At 64.6% G+C, this 14186-nt stretch carries 14 protein-coding genes; 3 read left to right on the forward strand and 11 right to left on the reverse strand.

What is annotated here, in order from left to right; genetic code table 11:
- Positions 1–7 precede the first annotated feature (7 nt).
- Complete coding sequence (locus A5732_RS01350; protein WP_076051036.1) at positions 8–559, forward strand: hypothetical protein; 552 nt, start codon at positions 8–10, stop codon at positions 557–559.
- 40 nt (positions 560–599) lie between these two features.
- On the opposite strand, the gene A5732_RS01355 is transcribed toward A5732_RS01350, so the two are convergent.
- From A5732_RS01355 to A5732_RS01395, 9 genes are read right to left on the reverse strand one after another with little or no spacing between them, the layout of a single operon-like run.
- Positions 600–1817, reverse strand: coding sequence for an amidohydrolase family protein (locus tag A5732_RS01355; RefSeq protein ID WP_076100151.1), 1218 nt, complete (start codon positions 1815–1817; stop codon positions 600–602).
- Between the two features lie 30 nt (positions 1818–1847).
- Positions 1848–2600 (reverse strand): SDR family NAD(P)-dependent oxidoreductase, encoded by a 753-nt coding sequence (locus A5732_RS01360; RefSeq protein ID WP_076100154.1) that lies wholly within the window; start codon positions 2598–2600, stop codon positions 1848–1850.
- On the reverse strand, positions 2597–3088 hold the full coding sequence (locus A5732_RS01365) for an SDR family oxidoreductase (protein WP_076100156.1): 492 nt from the start codon (positions 3086–3088) through the stop codon (positions 2597–2599). Before A5732_RS01365 ends, A5732_RS01360 begins: the two co-directional genes overlap by 4 nt.
- Entirely contained in the window at positions 3085–4536 is a 1452-nt protein-coding gene (locus A5732_RS01370; RefSeq protein ID WP_076100159.1) for a class I adenylate-forming enzyme family protein, read from the reverse strand. Before A5732_RS01370 ends, A5732_RS01365 begins: the two co-directional genes overlap by 4 nt.
- Positions 4533–5333, reverse strand: a complete 801-nt coding sequence (locus A5732_RS01375; protein WP_076100161.1) for an enoyl-CoA hydratase/isomerase family protein — start codon at positions 5331–5333, stop codon at positions 4533–4535. The genes A5732_RS01370 and A5732_RS01375 overlap by 4 nt, the downstream gene beginning before the upstream one ends.
- Positions 5330–6142, reverse strand: a complete 813-nt coding sequence (locus tag A5732_RS01380; protein ID WP_076100164.1) for an enoyl-CoA hydratase/isomerase family protein — start codon at positions 6140–6142, stop codon at positions 5330–5332. The genes A5732_RS01375 and A5732_RS01380 overlap by 4 nt, the downstream gene beginning before the upstream one ends.
- Positions 6139–7386, reverse strand: a complete 1248-nt coding sequence (locus A5732_RS01385; RefSeq protein WP_076100166.1) for an acyl-CoA dehydrogenase family protein — start codon at positions 7384–7386, stop codon at positions 6139–6141. Before A5732_RS01385 ends, A5732_RS01380 begins: the two co-directional genes overlap by 4 nt.
- 7 nt (positions 7387–7393) lie before the next feature.
- Positions 7394–8200, reverse strand: coding sequence for an enoyl-CoA hydratase/isomerase family protein (locus A5732_RS01390; RefSeq protein ID WP_076051028.1), 807 nt, complete (start codon positions 8198–8200; stop codon positions 7394–7396).
- 7 nt (positions 8201–8207) lie between these two features.
- Complete coding sequence (locus tag A5732_RS01395; RefSeq protein WP_076051027.1) at positions 8208–9467, reverse strand: hypothetical protein; 1260 nt, start codon at positions 9465–9467, stop codon at positions 8208–8210.
- Between the two features lie 178 nt (positions 9468–9645).
- Between A5732_RS01395 and A5732_RS01400 the strand changes: the two genes are divergently transcribed.
- Entirely contained in the window at positions 9646–10383 is a 738-nt protein-coding gene (locus A5732_RS01400; protein ID WP_249266669.1) for an enoyl-CoA hydratase/isomerase family protein, read from the forward strand.
- 3 nt (positions 10384–10386) lie between these two features.
- Here A5732_RS01400 and A5732_RS01405 read toward each other — a convergent pair whose 3' ends face one another.
- A complete protein-coding gene (locus A5732_RS01405; RefSeq protein ID WP_076051025.1) occupies positions 10387–11253 on the reverse strand; it encodes an SDR family NAD(P)-dependent oxidoreductase in 867 nt (288 codons plus the stop codon).
- Positions 11254–11309: 56 nt separating this feature from the next.
- Here A5732_RS01405 and A5732_RS01410 point away from each other — a divergent pair, with 56 nt between their 5' ends.
- Positions 11310–12878 carry a class I adenylate-forming enzyme family protein gene (locus tag A5732_RS01410; protein WP_076100168.1) on the forward strand — a complete coding sequence of 523 codons (1569 nt, stop codon included), beginning with the start codon at positions 11310–11312 and terminating at the stop codon, positions 12876–12878.
- A 3-nt stretch (positions 12879–12881) separates the two neighbouring features.
- Here A5732_RS01410 and A5732_RS01415 read toward each other — a convergent pair whose 3' ends face one another.
- Positions 12882–14186 (reverse strand): amidohydrolase family protein, encoded by a 1305-nt coding sequence (locus A5732_RS01415; protein ID WP_076100171.1) that lies wholly within the window; start codon positions 14184–14186, stop codon positions 12882–12884.

Genomic DNA, 14186 nt, shown 5'->3' on the forward strand with positions numbered 1-14186 from the left:
GGAAGACATGAGCAGCGATCGCGTGGCCCTGAACGAAGAGATTGCCTTCCAGAAATGGGAGGGTTATGCGAAACCCATCGACCGCGGCCGCCACGTGAATTTTGGTGAGAAGTTTGTCTTCGCAACCGATTACGTGATGATGAGCCCGCATTTCAACGATGGTGTCCCACAGTCGGCGGCCGAAATGTTCTCCGACGAGGTGGCGGCGGCCATGGCCAAGTACGCGCCCGACGGCGATATGCTCACCGCGGAATGGCGAATGTGGTGGAAGCACATGCCGGACTATCGCCTCATCAGTCCGTTCGAATGTGTTGCCGGAGACTGGGGCTTCTCGTCCTGCGACACCTACGCGGGGACGCTCGCCGACGGCACGGTGTTGGAACTGCGGGAATGGGACTACATTTGGGTCAACGAGCACGGCAAGGTCACGCGTTGGGACTGGTTCGTCGACCCCGATAAGTGGGAACAGTTGCTGTCACTCATCGGGCTGGATCCGAAAGGGTTGACGAGCCAGGAATACACCATCAATTTCTTGCGAGAGGGCGGCGCACAAAGCTGACGACGAACGAAGAAGATGTGGAGTAGGCCACGGCCTCTTTCTAAATGCCGATGAGCTCTTTGAGGTTGCCGCCCATCACACGGGCGGTGGTGTCGGCAGGCAGGTGGGCGAGTTCCTGCACGAAGTCCACCGGGTCGGCCAGTCCCTCGGGATGCGGGTAATCCGAACCGAACATCACGCGATCCGCACCGAGGAGCTCGACGAGCGCAGACATGTCCTCCTCGTGGAACGGATTGATCCACACGTGTCTGCGGAACACATCGCTCGGATGCTCACTGAAGTCATACGGCCTTTTGCGGTACACGCGGTCGAACACGTCAAGCAGACGGTGCGCCCATGAGCCGCCGTTCTCGACCACACCGATCCGTACGCCGGGAAAACGCTCGAACACCCCGTGCGCGATGAACGCTGCGAGCGTGTCGAAGATGTTGCGGCTCTCCTCGTAGATGAATCCCCGCAGCTTGCTCAGCGCGAATCCATTGAACTCCGCAGCGTCCTCCCAGTCGTCGACGTAGCGCTCATAGCCGGAATCCGAGTTGTGCATCTGCACCGAAATACCCGACGACTGGACCAGCCGCCAGAAATCGTCGAATTCGGGCAGCGCTGCCGACCGCGAGGTGCCGTCCTCACGCGGTACCGGCGCCGGCCGGATCAGGACCGTCTTGGCCCCGTTCTCCAGACACCATTCGAGCTCCTGAACGCCTAGCGCCGGATCGTTGAGCGAGATAGCGGGCACGGGAAGGATCCGGTTCTGATAGTTGAAGGTCCAGTCGTCGAGCAGCCAGCGATTGAACGCATGCGTGACGGCGTGCGTGAGCTCGGTGTCGGATTTGGTCCGTTCCTCGAGCATGCCCGCCGTCGTCGGGAACATCACCGCACCGTTGACGCCTTGGCGGTCCATCAATGCAAGGCGCAGATCGGGACGCCGGAACTCATCGGGGCAGCGGATCGGCTCCGCCAATTCGCGCAGCGTCTTGCCTTCCGGGTTTATGCCACGGAAGTAGTCGGACCACGCACCCGGTGTGGGAATCACCTCATATGTCGGGTTGGGGATGCACTCGGTGATAGTGCCCAGGATCTGCAGCTTCTTGCGCCCATTGATGTCGACGAACTTGAGGGCTTCGGAGTACTTCTCCGGGAGGTACCGTGTGTACGCGTCGATGGTCTCGTACATGTGGTTGTCGGCATCCCAGACCTCGAATGCTTTGGTGTCGTCCACGTGCGCCTCCAACAGGTTGAGAATGCTGATTCTCAACATAGCAAACGGCCGTATCCGGCGAGCACATGGTCACAGATTCGTGAAATGCCCGCCGTCGACACCGAGTGTCTGTCCGGTGACGTACCGAGCGGACGGGCCGACCAGGAACGCGACGGCCGGACCGATATCGCGCTCCGGATCGCCGATCCAGCCGAGGGGAATCCTGCTGGACAGGCGCCCCTCCATCGCCGGGTCCGCTTCGATCGCGGCAGTCATCGCAGGCGAATAGGCGAGCGGCGAAACCACGTTGACCGTGATTCGGTAGGGCGCCCAGTCGCGGGCCAAACTCTTGGCGAAGCCGCGCAGTGCGCCCTTCATCGTGGCGTAGAGCGGAAGCGTCGCGCTGCCCTCCATCCCGGCGGGTGAGGTGAACACCAGGAACGTGCCGCCACGCTGCCGGAGCGCCTCGAACGCCGCGGTGGCGCAGTGCCGGGCTCCGGCAACGGAGACCGAGTAGTGGTCGTCGAACAGCTGCCTGTCCACGTCCACCAGCCGATGCGGCTGACTGGACCTGTTGCTCGTGGCGTTGTGCACGACGGCGTCGAGCCGTCCGGTGACCGCGATGGCCGTATCCACCGCCTGGGCAACCTGGTCAGTTGCGGTGACATCGCACGAAGTCCAGGTCGCGCGGTGTCCGCGATCGGTGATCTCGGTGGCGACACCGGTGTCCGAGCGCGCCGCTACGACGACGTGTGCACCTTCGGACGCGAGGGCCATCGCGATACCGCGGCCCACCCCTGCGCCCGATCCGGTGACGATGACCGTCTGACCGTCAAGACTCACGGCAGCATCACCGAACCTCCGTCGATGACGATCGTGTCGCCGGTCAGATGGTCGACGTCGTGCCGCAGCAGGAACTTTGCGGTCTCGAGAATGGAGTGGATCAGCGTTTCGTCGTGCTGCACTGCCGCGGCGGTGAGATGGGACGCGTCACCGTCGGTCGCGAACAGGGCAAGGGGTGCAGCAATCATGTTGACCGTGGTCCCATCGGAAGCCCATTGCCGCGCAGCTGATTTCGCCAACGCTCTGATGCCCTCGACAGCAGTGGTGTAGTCCACCAGTCCGGCGGCACCCGTCATACCAATGGTCGGGAGAATTAGAACGATGCGACCACCCCGTGCCATCGACGCGTGCGCCGTCTGCAGGGCGGCCAGTGTCTGCCAGATCGTGTCGTCGACCGCGTCTTGGCCGTCGATGACGACGGCATCAGCGAATGAGTCGGCGAGTGCCCTCGACAGCGTTTGACCGGCCGCGAGGACGACAACCGTCATGCGCCCGCCATTGCGGCGAGTTCGCCTTTGACGACCTTGCCGACGTCATTGCGTGGCAACTGGTCGACGAATATCACTCGGACCGGGACGCGGTACGGCGTGAGGCGCTCGCGGCACCACGCGATGAGATCTGGTTCGGATAGCTCGTCGGTGTGACGCGCGACGAACGCCCACGGCACCTCGCCGAGCCTCTCGTCTGGAATCCCGACCACCGCCGCTTCGCGCACCCCCTCGGCGGCGAGAAGGACGTCCTCCACCGTGCCCGGGAACACCTTCAGCCCGCCGCGGTTGATCATGTCCGACACTCGGCCGTCCAACCACAGGAATCCGTCGTCGTCGAACCACCCGAGGTCGCCGGTGTGAAACCAGCCGTCATCGGTGAGCCTGTCGAGGAAGGCCGGGTCGATCTTGCGAGCCGCCGTCGTCGGCGTGCGGACCATCACCTCGTCGTCGGCGATCGTGACATCAATGCCGGGCAGGGGGCGTCCGACCGAGCCGAGCTTGGTCTCGCCCCATTCCCGCGCGTCGGCGGCCGACCATCCGACGACTTCGCCACCGAGTTCGGTTTGGCCGTAGGAGTTGAGCACGATCACGCCGAACTTGTCCCGGAACCGACCTGCTTGCACGGGGGAAAGGGGAGCGGTGATCGATCGCACGATCTTGAGCGGCGCCAGGTCGGTGACTGACTCGTCGTGCAGGACCATCGTCAAGGCCGCGGGGGGCAAAACCGTGGAGCGCAGCCGGTGCCGCTTGACCAGTGCGGCGAACTCGGCAGGCGAGAACTTGTCCATCAGCACCACCCCCGAGCCTGCCCGAAACGCGAACAGCACCTGGTAGATGCCGGCCCATAAGGACAGCGAGAGCGGAACGAGGTTCGGCATCGGTGTCCGCTTCGCTTGGGCCGCCGCCGGTTTTGCGCCGCGGAGCTTGGCCAACAGCCGGTCGATCAGATCGAGCACGGTCGCATGACGCAGCGGCACCGGCTTGGGTGGCCCGGTGGTTCCCGACGTGAACTGCAGCAGTGCTACATCCGAGTCGTATCGCCGAGGTTGGTGCGGCTGGACGGATGTTCGCGAGAGCGACCACACCAAGTGCGATCCGGCTACCACCGGCAGCGTGTATTCCGAGAACCGTTGGGAGAGATCAGGAGTGGTGATTATTGCGACTGGCCGCAATATTGCGAGTTGTGACGCCAGCTCCGCATCAGCGGCGCGCGGGTTCAGCGGCGTGTAGACCCCACCGGCACGCCACGTCCCGAATAGGGCGGCCACGGTGGTGGCGTCATTGGGCAGCATGGAGGCGACGACTTGTCCGGTCACCAAACCGGTTTCGGCGAGTGTCGCGGCCAGGCGGTCCGCGCTGACGGTGAGGTCGTCGCGCGAGACATCGACGGTCAACGTGTGCACGGCGGTGTCGGGCAGGTCGGCCAACAGTTCGCCCAGACTCACGAGTCCGCCTCCAGCGGTTGCCAAACGGGCGTGCGCTTGTCGGCGAATGCCTGCGGTCCTTCGTTCTGGTCGGGATGGCCCCACATCGACGTCAGGTGCTTGGCGCCCGCTCGGCACGCATCCGTCAAGCCATATTCGAGCGCGCCCCATAACGCTCGCTTGGTCGCCCGCATCGCGGCGGGCGAGTTCAATGCGATCTTCTCGGCGAGTTCCTGCGCTACCTCGCGCAGCTTGTCGGGCGGGTCGACGATCTGGCTGATCATGCCGAGCTCGTACGCGCGTTGGGCGGTCAGACGTTCGTGGCTGCCGACGAGCGCCATCCTCAACACCGCCTCGGCGGGCATCTTTCGCATCAGGGCGATCGTCTCCAAAGCGCTGACCTGGCCGATGGAGACGTGTGGGTCAACGAAGGTCGCGTCGGACGAAGCGATGACGATGTCGGCGTCGGCGACCCAATGCAGTCCGCCGCCCGCGCACACCCCGTTGACGGCCGTGATGACGGGCTTTCCCACGTTGCAATGCCAGCCCGTCAACTTCAGGTCGAGCGTGCGCATCGACTCCTGGAACTGCTGCACCGCCTCGCCGTCTAGGTCCTCGACGTCGGCACCCACCTGAAACGCCCTGCCATTGCCGGTATGCACGATGACACGCACACCGGGGTCCGCGCCCAATTCCGCCCATGCCCTTGGGAACTCCGTGCGCATCGTCGCGTCGTACGCGTTGAGTCTTTCTGGTCGGTTGTTGATGATCCAGCCGACCGGGCCGCGCCGCTCGACGATCAACCTTTGATAGCTCACGAAACCTCCGCGGGGTCAAGCGGCTGCCAACGCGCGGATCGCTTGTCGCGCCAGGCGCGCACGCCCTCGGTATGGTCGGGGTGATTGCGCAACCGCCAAATCTCTTCGCTGGCAGCACGTTTGGCTGCGGACAGGCCGACTTCGAGGGAATGCCACAATGCCTTCTTGGTGGCGCGCATCGCGGTGGGGGAGTTGGTTGCGACAGCGGCGGCCAACCGGCCGGCGGTCGCCCGAAGCTGATCCGCTGGCACGACATCCGAGACGATGCCCAATTCGTATGCCCGTTGCGCCGAGATGCGCTCGCCCCTACCGCTCAACGTCATTCGGGTGATCGCCTCCATCGGAGACTTACGCAGCAGTGTGATTGCCTCGTATGCGACGGCCTGCCCCACCGAGACATGCGGGTCGACGAACGTAGCCTCCTCGGCGGCGACGACGATGTCGGCGTCGGCGACCAAGTGCAGACCCCCGCCCGCGCACACCCCATTGACCGCCGCGATCACCGGCTTCCACACCTCGCAGTGCCATGAAGAAATCTTCAACTCGGCGTCCCTTGTCCGGCGCGAGTGCCGCCGCATGGCCTCCTTGTCGCGAGCCACCTGCACGACGTCCATACCGGTGCAGAATGCCTTGCCGTTGGCGGCGTTGACGATCACATGCACGTCGCGGTCGGCATCCAACTCGGCCCACGCGGTCTCGAGTTCGTCGAGCATCAGTGCATCGAACGCGTTGCCGGCATCTGGCCGGTTCAGGATCAGCCAGCCGACGCCGTCGGACTTCTCGACGATCAACCGCTCGTAGCCGGTCACGAGCGTGGAACTTCCTTCCAGGGCTTACCCTTCCACGGATCCGGCTCCCTGGGCAGACCGAGCACGCGCTCGCCGAGGATGTTTTTGTTGATGTCGGTCGTGCCGCCCTCGGTCGCGTTGGCCAGGCTGCGCAGCATGCCCTGCACCTCCCGGGGCAACGTGTCAGGATCGCCGGTCGTCGGCCACGCCACCGCAGCGGTGCCCAGCAAATCGACCATCAGGTCCTGGATCTGCTGATTGAGCGTGGCCTGATGCACCTTGCCGATCGAGGACGCCGCACCGGGCGACTGGCCGGCCGAAAGTGCGGCACGCACACGCGCATTCGTCCAGCCGCGGATCTGCTCCTGCGCCCACAGTCGCATGATTTTGCTTCGCACCACGGGGTCGTCCCAACGCCCGGTTTCTCGGGCCAGCGAGATCAAACGCTGAGCGCCTGAACCACCGAGGCGGCCCATACCGCCGGATCCCGATCCGGAAACCATCTGCCGCTCACTGGACAGGGTCGACGCGCTCACTCGCCAGCCGTCATTCATCTCCCCGACCCGATGTTCGTCGGGCACCCGCGCGCCATCGAGGAAGACTTCGTTGAACTCCGCTTCGCCGGTGATCTGGCGCAGCGGTCGCACTTCGACGCCCGGTTGGTGCATGTTGAGCAGGAAGTACGTGATGCCCTGGTGCTTGGGCTGGTCCGGATCGGTGCGCGCCAGCAGGATCGCGAAGTCCGCCTCGTCGGCCCAGGTTGTCCACACCTTCTGTCCGGAGATCACCCAGTGATCGCCGTCGCGTAAGGCCCGGGTTGCCAACGAGGCGAGATCGGAACCGGCGCCGGGTTCGCTGAAGAGCTGACACCACTTCTCTTCGTTGCGGACGATGGGCGGCAGGAAGCGCCGCCGCTGCTCCTCGGTGCCGTGACTGAACAATGCCGCCGCGGCGTTGTTGAGCCCCAAGGGATTCAGGCGGGTGAGCCGGAGCGGGGCGAGAACCGCCTCAATCGCACGTGCAATGTCGTTGCCGACGCCGAGGCCACCGTGCTCCGGGAGCCAGGTCGGTGCGACCAGCCCCGAGTCGCCGAATGCCGGATACCAATCCCGGTAATCGGCCGCGGTGCGGACAGCCCGCAAGGCTGCGGGCCCCTCGGCGGCGGCCGAGCGCCACGCCGCGGGCACCTCCGTAGCGATCCACTGCCGCACCGTGTCGACGGCGTCGGCTGCGGAGGAGTGGGGGGTGATCGGCAACCGGGTCATGATCCCGTCAACGGCCCTGGAACTTCGCGTCGCGTTTGTCACGGAAGGCTGCCAGGCCCTCCTTGAAATCGTCGCTGCGACTCGATAATTCCAGCGCCAGGGCCTCGTTCTGGAGATGGCGGTCGAGATCGAGTCCGTTGCCGCTGTGCAGCAGCCACTTGGTGAGCCCGAGGGCAACCGTGGGCGCCTCACCGAGTTTGGACACAAGCTCCTTTGCGGCAGAGGCCAATTGCTCGGGTGCGCAAGCGCGGTGGATGATGCCCCAGTCGGCCGCGGTGGCCCCGGAGATCTCGGCGCCGAGCATCAGTAGCTGTCTGGTGCGCACCATCCCGATTACGCGTGGCAGCAACCATGCGGCGCCGCTGTCCGGCGTGAAGCCGCGGGCCATGAATGGTTCCCAGAACCGAGCGTCGTCTGCGGCCAGGCAGAAGTCGGACGCCAAGGCGATGTGGAACCCCAAGCCGGCCGCCCAGCCCCGGACCACCGCGACGATCGGCACCTGCGTCTCCAGCATCAACGGGATGAGCCGGTTGGCCTTGTTCGGTAGCCGGCGCTGAGTAGTGCCCACCCGCGGCTTTCGCTCCGACTTCGCGTTATTCGCGATGAGATCGGATCCCGCGCAAAAGTCCGGTCCGTCGGCGTCGATGCGGATGACACGCACCGCCTCATCGACGCCTGCGGTGGCGAGATATTCGATCAATGCGTCGAGCATCGTGTCATCGACGGCGTTGCGGCGCTCAGTGCGGTCCAGGGTGAGGCACAAAACCGGGCCTTGCCGTTCGGCCCGAAGCCCGGGAACGCTCGCATATGTCACGGCACTGTCACCGTTCTGCGAATTCAGCCGATACGGCGGCGAGCAGATCCGTCAGGTTCGTCGCTCCGCCGGGCGGATCCGGCAGCCGGACCGGGCCGCGGTCCCGGCTGGGTAACAGGATGGTCGCGTGTCCCGGTGTGGTGATCTCGTTGCGGTGGTTGGTCGCCGCGAGTTCGACATCGACCGCGGGGCGCTCGCCTTCGACAAGGTACTTTCGAGTCACGGTGCCGGTGATTGTGTGCAGATCACCCACGTAGTTGAACAACCGGAACTCACAGTCCAGCTTCCACAACCAGGCGTCGTCCCCCATCCAGTCCGTACACAGATGGATCAACCACGTCTCACGCATCCGGCCGTAATCGAAAGTGGTGGGGTTGCCGGCATTTCGGGCCGCGTCCGGTTCCCAGTGCACGCGCTGCTGCGCATCGGGTACGCCGTGGTCGTTCCGGGTGTAGAAGCGGGGAATGCGTTGGCGGTTGCGCCACGCCAACCGCAGGGGACGCACCCCGTACATACCGGTGCCCATGCCGACATGCCAGCAGACCATGTCGGTGACGGTGAGCGGCCCTTTGGTCAACGTGCCGATTGCATCGCCCTCGTTGACGTCTTCCCACCACTGCGGTTCAGCACCACGCGGGGATTCCCGCGCGTAGCGTTCGTCGATCTCGGCGATCTCCTCGGCTGTCCAGGTCTTGAGTTCGATCGATTCGTATTTCTTGCGGCCGCGAGCCTTGCTGCGCTCGGTGCGGATCATGTTGCGGTACTGGCCGCCGAGAATGGTGCCCTCGTCGTCTCGGAAGACTTGCGCCGACCACTCGTGAATCGCCCGACCGGCGAACTCACTGCTTTTGTCGAGCGCGGCGACGAGTGCGTTGCGCCTGAATACTCGGTGGTTGGCCCGCAGCGGAGCCCACCACTCTCGTGCGGAGGACGCGTAAAACGCATGCACCCCGCGCAGCGGGTCGCCCTTGGTCAGTGCCCGATCCTTCTCGGAGAGCTCGGTGACTTCGTCTTCGCCTATCAACGTGTCACCACCGACCAGTGCCGGCGGCGCGATCGATTCACCCCACACCGACTTTGCGGCGTAGTCCGGATCGGTCCACATGGGATTGGCGTCACCGTAGGCTTCGGCGACGTGGCGGAAAGTGTCCTCGTTGGGGCGGAAGTAGTGCGGTGGCTGAGTGTGCGGAACGGCGATGCCGATGGTGCCCCGCAACCTGGCCAGCCCCTCATCGGTGATTTGGCCCGATTGAGAGGAGCGGGTCATGGCGCGCCTCCTCAGTTCTGGCAGATATCGTGGCCCGGACAACTGTGGAAATTAAGATACCCGAAAACCGGAAACGCCGTTAACGGCAGGGGTGAGTGAGTTGAGCGAAGAGCAGCCAGGGATCCTGGAGGCCGTTGGTGCAGACGGTGTTTGCCGCATCACCATCGATCGCCCCCGCGTGGGAAATTCGTTGTCACCGTTGGCTCGTGACGCGCTGACCGAGGCTTTTCAACGCGCTGGCGACGACCCAGCGGTGCGCGCGGTGCTACTAGGCGCGACTGGGCAGCGGCACTTCTGCGCGGGGGCCGGCTTGCCCGCCGGAACAGCGCCCCAGCCACCGGTTGCCGACAAGCGGTCAGGGGACGTTGCTCGCATGCTGCAGAACGGATGGCAGAGGTTGGTCGCATCGATCCTCGACTGCGATAAGCCGGTGGTCGCTGCGGTGACGGGTACCGCGGCCGGTGCAGGAATCAGCCTGGTGCTCGCTTGCGATCTCGTCGTCATGTCCACGGAGGCAAAGCTTGTCGCGGCGTTCGTGCATCGCGGGGTGCTGCCTGATTCCGGCGCCATTCATCTGCTGACGAGGATCGTGGGGCTGCGTAAGGCCACCGAGCTGCTGATGCTGGGCGAACCCGTCGACGCCGCGACCTGTGAGCGGCTGGGCCTGGTCAACCGCGTGGCCGCACCGGACGTTACGGGCGTGGAGGCAGAGAAGCTGGTCAGCCGGCTTGCCGCCGGCCCGACGGTGATGCTCGGGCACACCAAGCGACTGCTCTTGGTGTCCTCGGAGTCGGGCCGTGATCGAGCCTTCCAGCAGGAGGCGTGGGCACAGGAGGCGGTGTCGCGCACCACCGATCTCCAGGAGGGCCTGCGGTCGTTCGCGGAGCACCGCGAACCGCGATTCCTGGGTCGTTGACCCTCATTCTTTGGTTGGCCCACCGCGGATCGTGAACGTCGCGGCGTCATCGATCTCGTCGATCGCCTCAGCGACGGATTCCGCTGTGAGCGAGGTGTTCTCGATCCCTTTGGTCACGCCGATGAATACCCGTGACACCCTGCCCGCTCCCACCGAATAAATGTGGGCAGTGCGGTCGCAGTCGCGATGCGACAGGTAAACCACGACCGGAGTCACCAACTCAGGGTCCATCGCCTTACCGGCTTCGCCCATGATGGTCTCGGTCATGCGCGTTCTTGCGATGGGGGCGACCGCGTTGATGGCGATGCCGTTTCGTGCTCCCTCGATGGCGAGCACGTGCATCATGCCGACGAGCCCCATCTTGGCCGCGCCGTAATTGGCCTGCCCGAAGTTTCCGAACAAGCCGGTACCCGAGGTCGTTTGGACTATCCGGCCATAGTTTCGCTCGCGCATGACCGGCCATACGGCGCGGGTGACGTGGAACGCCCCGGACAGGTGAACCGAAATGACCGCATCCACCTGTTCGGCGGTCATGTTCTTGAATGCCGCGTCACGCAGGATTCCCGCGTTGTTGATGAGAATGTCGGCCTGTCCGAATGCGTCCATGGCCGCCGCCACAATGGCCGCGCCGCCTTCCTCGGTAGCGACCGAGTCGCCGTTGGCGATCGCCGTGCCGCCCGCCGACGTGATCTCGTCAACTACTGCCTGCGCGGCCGATATTGATGCACCGGTGCCGTCCACTGCGCTGCCCAGGTCGTTGACCACTACGCGCGCGCCCCGGCGAGCGAGTTCGAGGGCATGACAGCGGCCGAGGCCACCGCCTGCACCGGTGACAATGGCGACCTGATTATCGAAATTCATTGACGGCATGGTGAGAGGTTACATTTACTCCTAATGAGAACCATCATTTGCATCGGAGGGCATCCATGAGGGGCGCGCCGGCGCTGTTGCAGTGTGCGCAGCGGCGCGCCGCGGCATTGCGGGACCGATACCGCGAGGCGGGGTTCTGGTCGGGCCAGCCCGCCGACGTCGTTCGTGCCGCCGCGGCGCTGCATCCGGAGAAGGTGGCTCTGTGCGCCAGGGGGGCGGAGCTCAGCTATGCCGAACTCGACGCGCGCATCGATGCGGCTTGTGGGGCCTTGGCGGCTTCGGGCGTCGGAGCGTCGATACCGACCGTTGTGGTCGTGGGTAACGACGTGGATTCAGTCGTTGCAGTCCATGCAACGTTGCGCCTCGATGCCGTGGTCCTGCTGGTCCCACGCAGCGCCGGCGAGGCACAGGTGGCCGACATCATCGCGCGCACTGGAGCTGAGTTCGGCGTCGCCCCGAATTGGCCTGCGGCCCCGCTGAAAGGGGTGTCCGCGCAATTGGCATGGATCGCTATGGACGCCGATTGCGTGCCGCAGACTGCACACCGATCCCAGCGTGCGGCCGACGAGCCCTGCCTCGTGCTCTACACCTCGGGAACCACCTCGGCGCCCAAGGGAGTCATCCACTCGCAGAGCACGCTGATCAAGGCGTCGTCAAATTACATCGCGGCGGCCGGACTCGGACCGACAGACCGGATTTTTCTCATCAGTCCGCTCGCGTCGGTGACTGGAGTGCTGCAGGCGTTGGTCATTGCGCCGATGCTCTGCGCGCCCGTCATCCTCGAGGACAACTGGGATGCCGCCGAAACCTGTGAGTTGCTGGTCTCGGCGGGTGCGACTTGGTACGGCGGACCAGATCGCTTGCTGGACAGGCTGCTCGACGAGGCGGTGGCGCGCGGGCTGGACGTGCCGCTGCAAGCGGTCTATTTGGGCGGGACCATGCTGGACCGGCGCATCGTCACTCGCATCGAAGACGATTTCGGGATCATTGTGATGCGCGCCTACGGTTCGTCCGAAGCACCAGTGAGCACGTCAGGTCTGCGGTCGGAGTCCGCGGAGGCACGTCACGCCGACGACGGTGTCGCATTGGAGGATGTCGAGGTGAAAGTCGGATCCGCAGCGGATCCGACCGAGTGCTGCATACGAGGGCCGCATACGTTCCTCGGGTACACCGACGCCGATGACGACGCGCAGGCGTTCGATGGGGACTGGTTTCGCACCGGCGACGTGGCCGAAATGTCGCAAGGCCGGGTGCGCATCGTCGGGCGCCTGAAGGACATCATCATTCGCAACGGACTGAAGATCGCGGTTGTCGAGGTGGAGGAGGCCGTCGCCAAGATCGCCGGGGTGCGCAACTGCGCGGCCTACTCGGTGGCCGACGCCACGACCGGCGAACGACTGGCCGTTGCCATGGTGCTGGACGCCGACGTCGACATGTCGCTCGCGAAGGTCACCGACGCGCTCATCTCGGCGGGACTGCCCAAGTACAAGTTGCCCGAGGAACTGGTGTTCTGGAACGAGCCGCTGCCTGTCAATGACAACGGCAAGGTAGAGCGCAACAAGCTCGCTGCGCGCTCGGCGGGGCGGCCGCGGGCGCTTGCTGACCGCCTCGCCGCAACTGGTTGAGCGTCAGTCCTCTGATTTGCCAGTCGTATTCATGGTCAGCTTGCTCAGTTGCTCCTGCCAACCGGAGCCCTTGCCGTGGTCGTGCTTGGACAGCGCCTGGATGGAGACGTCGTGCCCCTCGGCGGCCTTACGCAGCGCGCCGACGGTGGCCTGTTCTTTGGCGATGTGAGAGCTGAACGGATCCCAGTGATACCAGCGCATCGCGTTCTGGTGGGTCATCTTGTTGACGTCGTCATCGGGCACGTTGTACTGCTGGAGCACCTCGTGCAGCTGCTCGGGGGCACCGGGCCACATGCTGTCGCTATGCGGGTAATCGGCTTCCCAGCAGATGTTGTCGATGCCGATCTCGTGGCGCAGCGCCACTCCGGTGTGGTCGGAGATGAAACAGGTCAGGAAGTGATCGCGGAAGACCTCGGATGGCTTCTGCTTGCCGAAGTCTTGACCGGTCCATGTGGAGTGCATCTCGTAGGTGCGGTCGGCACGCTCAAGGAAGTACGGGATCCATCCCGTTCCGCCCTCCGAGAGCGCGATCTTGAGGTCCTTGTACTTCTTGATCGGCTTGGACCACAACAGATCCGCCGCGGCCTGCACGATGTTCATCGGCTGCAACGTGATCATTACATCCATCGGCGCATCCGGGGCGGTGATCGCCAACTTGCCGGATGACCCGATGTGAACGTTCATCACGGTGTCGGTGTCGACCAGCGCTTCCCACATCGGTGCCCAGTAGTCGTCGTGGAAGCTCGGATACCCCATGGCCGCCGGGTTTTCGGTGAATGTCAGTGCGTGCACGCCGCGTTCGGCGTTGCGGCGGATCTCTTTGGCGCATAGTTCGGCGTCCCAAATCACCGGCAGCGTCATCGGAATGAAGCGAGCCGGGTAGGCCGCGCACCACTCCTCGACGTGCCAGTCGTTATATGCCTGAAGGAGGGCCAGGCTGAATTCGGGATCCTCGGTGACGAACAGTCGGCCGGCGAATCCGGGGAACGACGGGAAGCAGATCGAGCCGAGGATGCCGCCGGCGTTCATATCTTTGATGCGCTCGTCGACTTGCCAGCAGCCTGGTCGAATCTCATCGAGACCCTGCGGTTCGATTCCGTATTCCTCTTTGGGCCTGCCCGCCACGGCGTTGAGCGCCACGTTGGGGATCACCACGTCGCGGAATCGCCAGGTGTCTGAGCCATCGGGATTGTGCACCAACCGCGGCGCCTCGGCTAGATACTTCTGAGGCAGATGGTTGTTGAACATGTCGGGTGGCTCGACGATGTGGTCGTCGACGCTGACCAGGATCATGTCTTCTTTGTTCAT

Source organism: Mycobacterium colombiense (assembly GCF_001953985.1).
Taxonomy (GTDB): domain Bacteria; phylum Actinomycetota; class Actinomycetes; order Mycobacteriales; family Mycobacteriaceae; genus Mycobacterium; species Mycobacterium colombiense_B.

What these genes read in the sequence shown, in the direction of transcription:
- A5732_RS01395 (WP_076051027.1), bottom strand. Translation starts at nt 9,467, where the DNA reads ATGACCCGCTCCTCTCAATCGGGCCAAATCACCGATGAGGGGCTGGCC.
- A5732_RS01355 (WP_076100151.1), bottom strand. Translation starts at nt 1,817, where the DNA reads ATGTTGAGAATCAGCATTCTCAACCTGTTGGAGGCGCACGTGGACGAC.
- A5732_RS01415 (WP_076100171.1), bottom strand. Translation starts at nt 14,186, where the DNA reads ATGAACAAAGAAGACATGATCCTGGTCAGCGTCGACGACCACATCGTC.
- A5732_RS01410 (WP_076100168.1), top strand. Translation starts at nt 11,310, where the DNA reads ATGAGGGGCGCGCCGGCGCTGTTGCAGTGTGCGCAGCGGCGCGCCGCG.
- A5732_RS01365 (WP_076100156.1), bottom strand. Translation starts at nt 3,088, where the DNA reads ATGACGGTTGTCGTCCTCGCGGCCGGTCAAACGCTGTCGAGGGCACTC.
- A5732_RS01405 (WP_076051025.1), bottom strand. Translation starts at nt 11,253, where the DNA reads ATGCCGTCAATGAATTTCGATAATCAGGTCGCCATTGTCACCGGTGCA.
- A5732_RS01385 (WP_076100166.1), bottom strand. Translation starts at nt 7,386, where the DNA reads ATGACCCGGTTGCCGATCACCCCCCACTCCTCCGCAGCCGACGCCGTC.
- A5732_RS01350 (WP_076051036.1), top strand. Translation starts at nt 8, where the DNA reads ATGAGCAGCGATCGCGTGGCCCTGAACGAAGAGATTGCCTTCCAGAAA.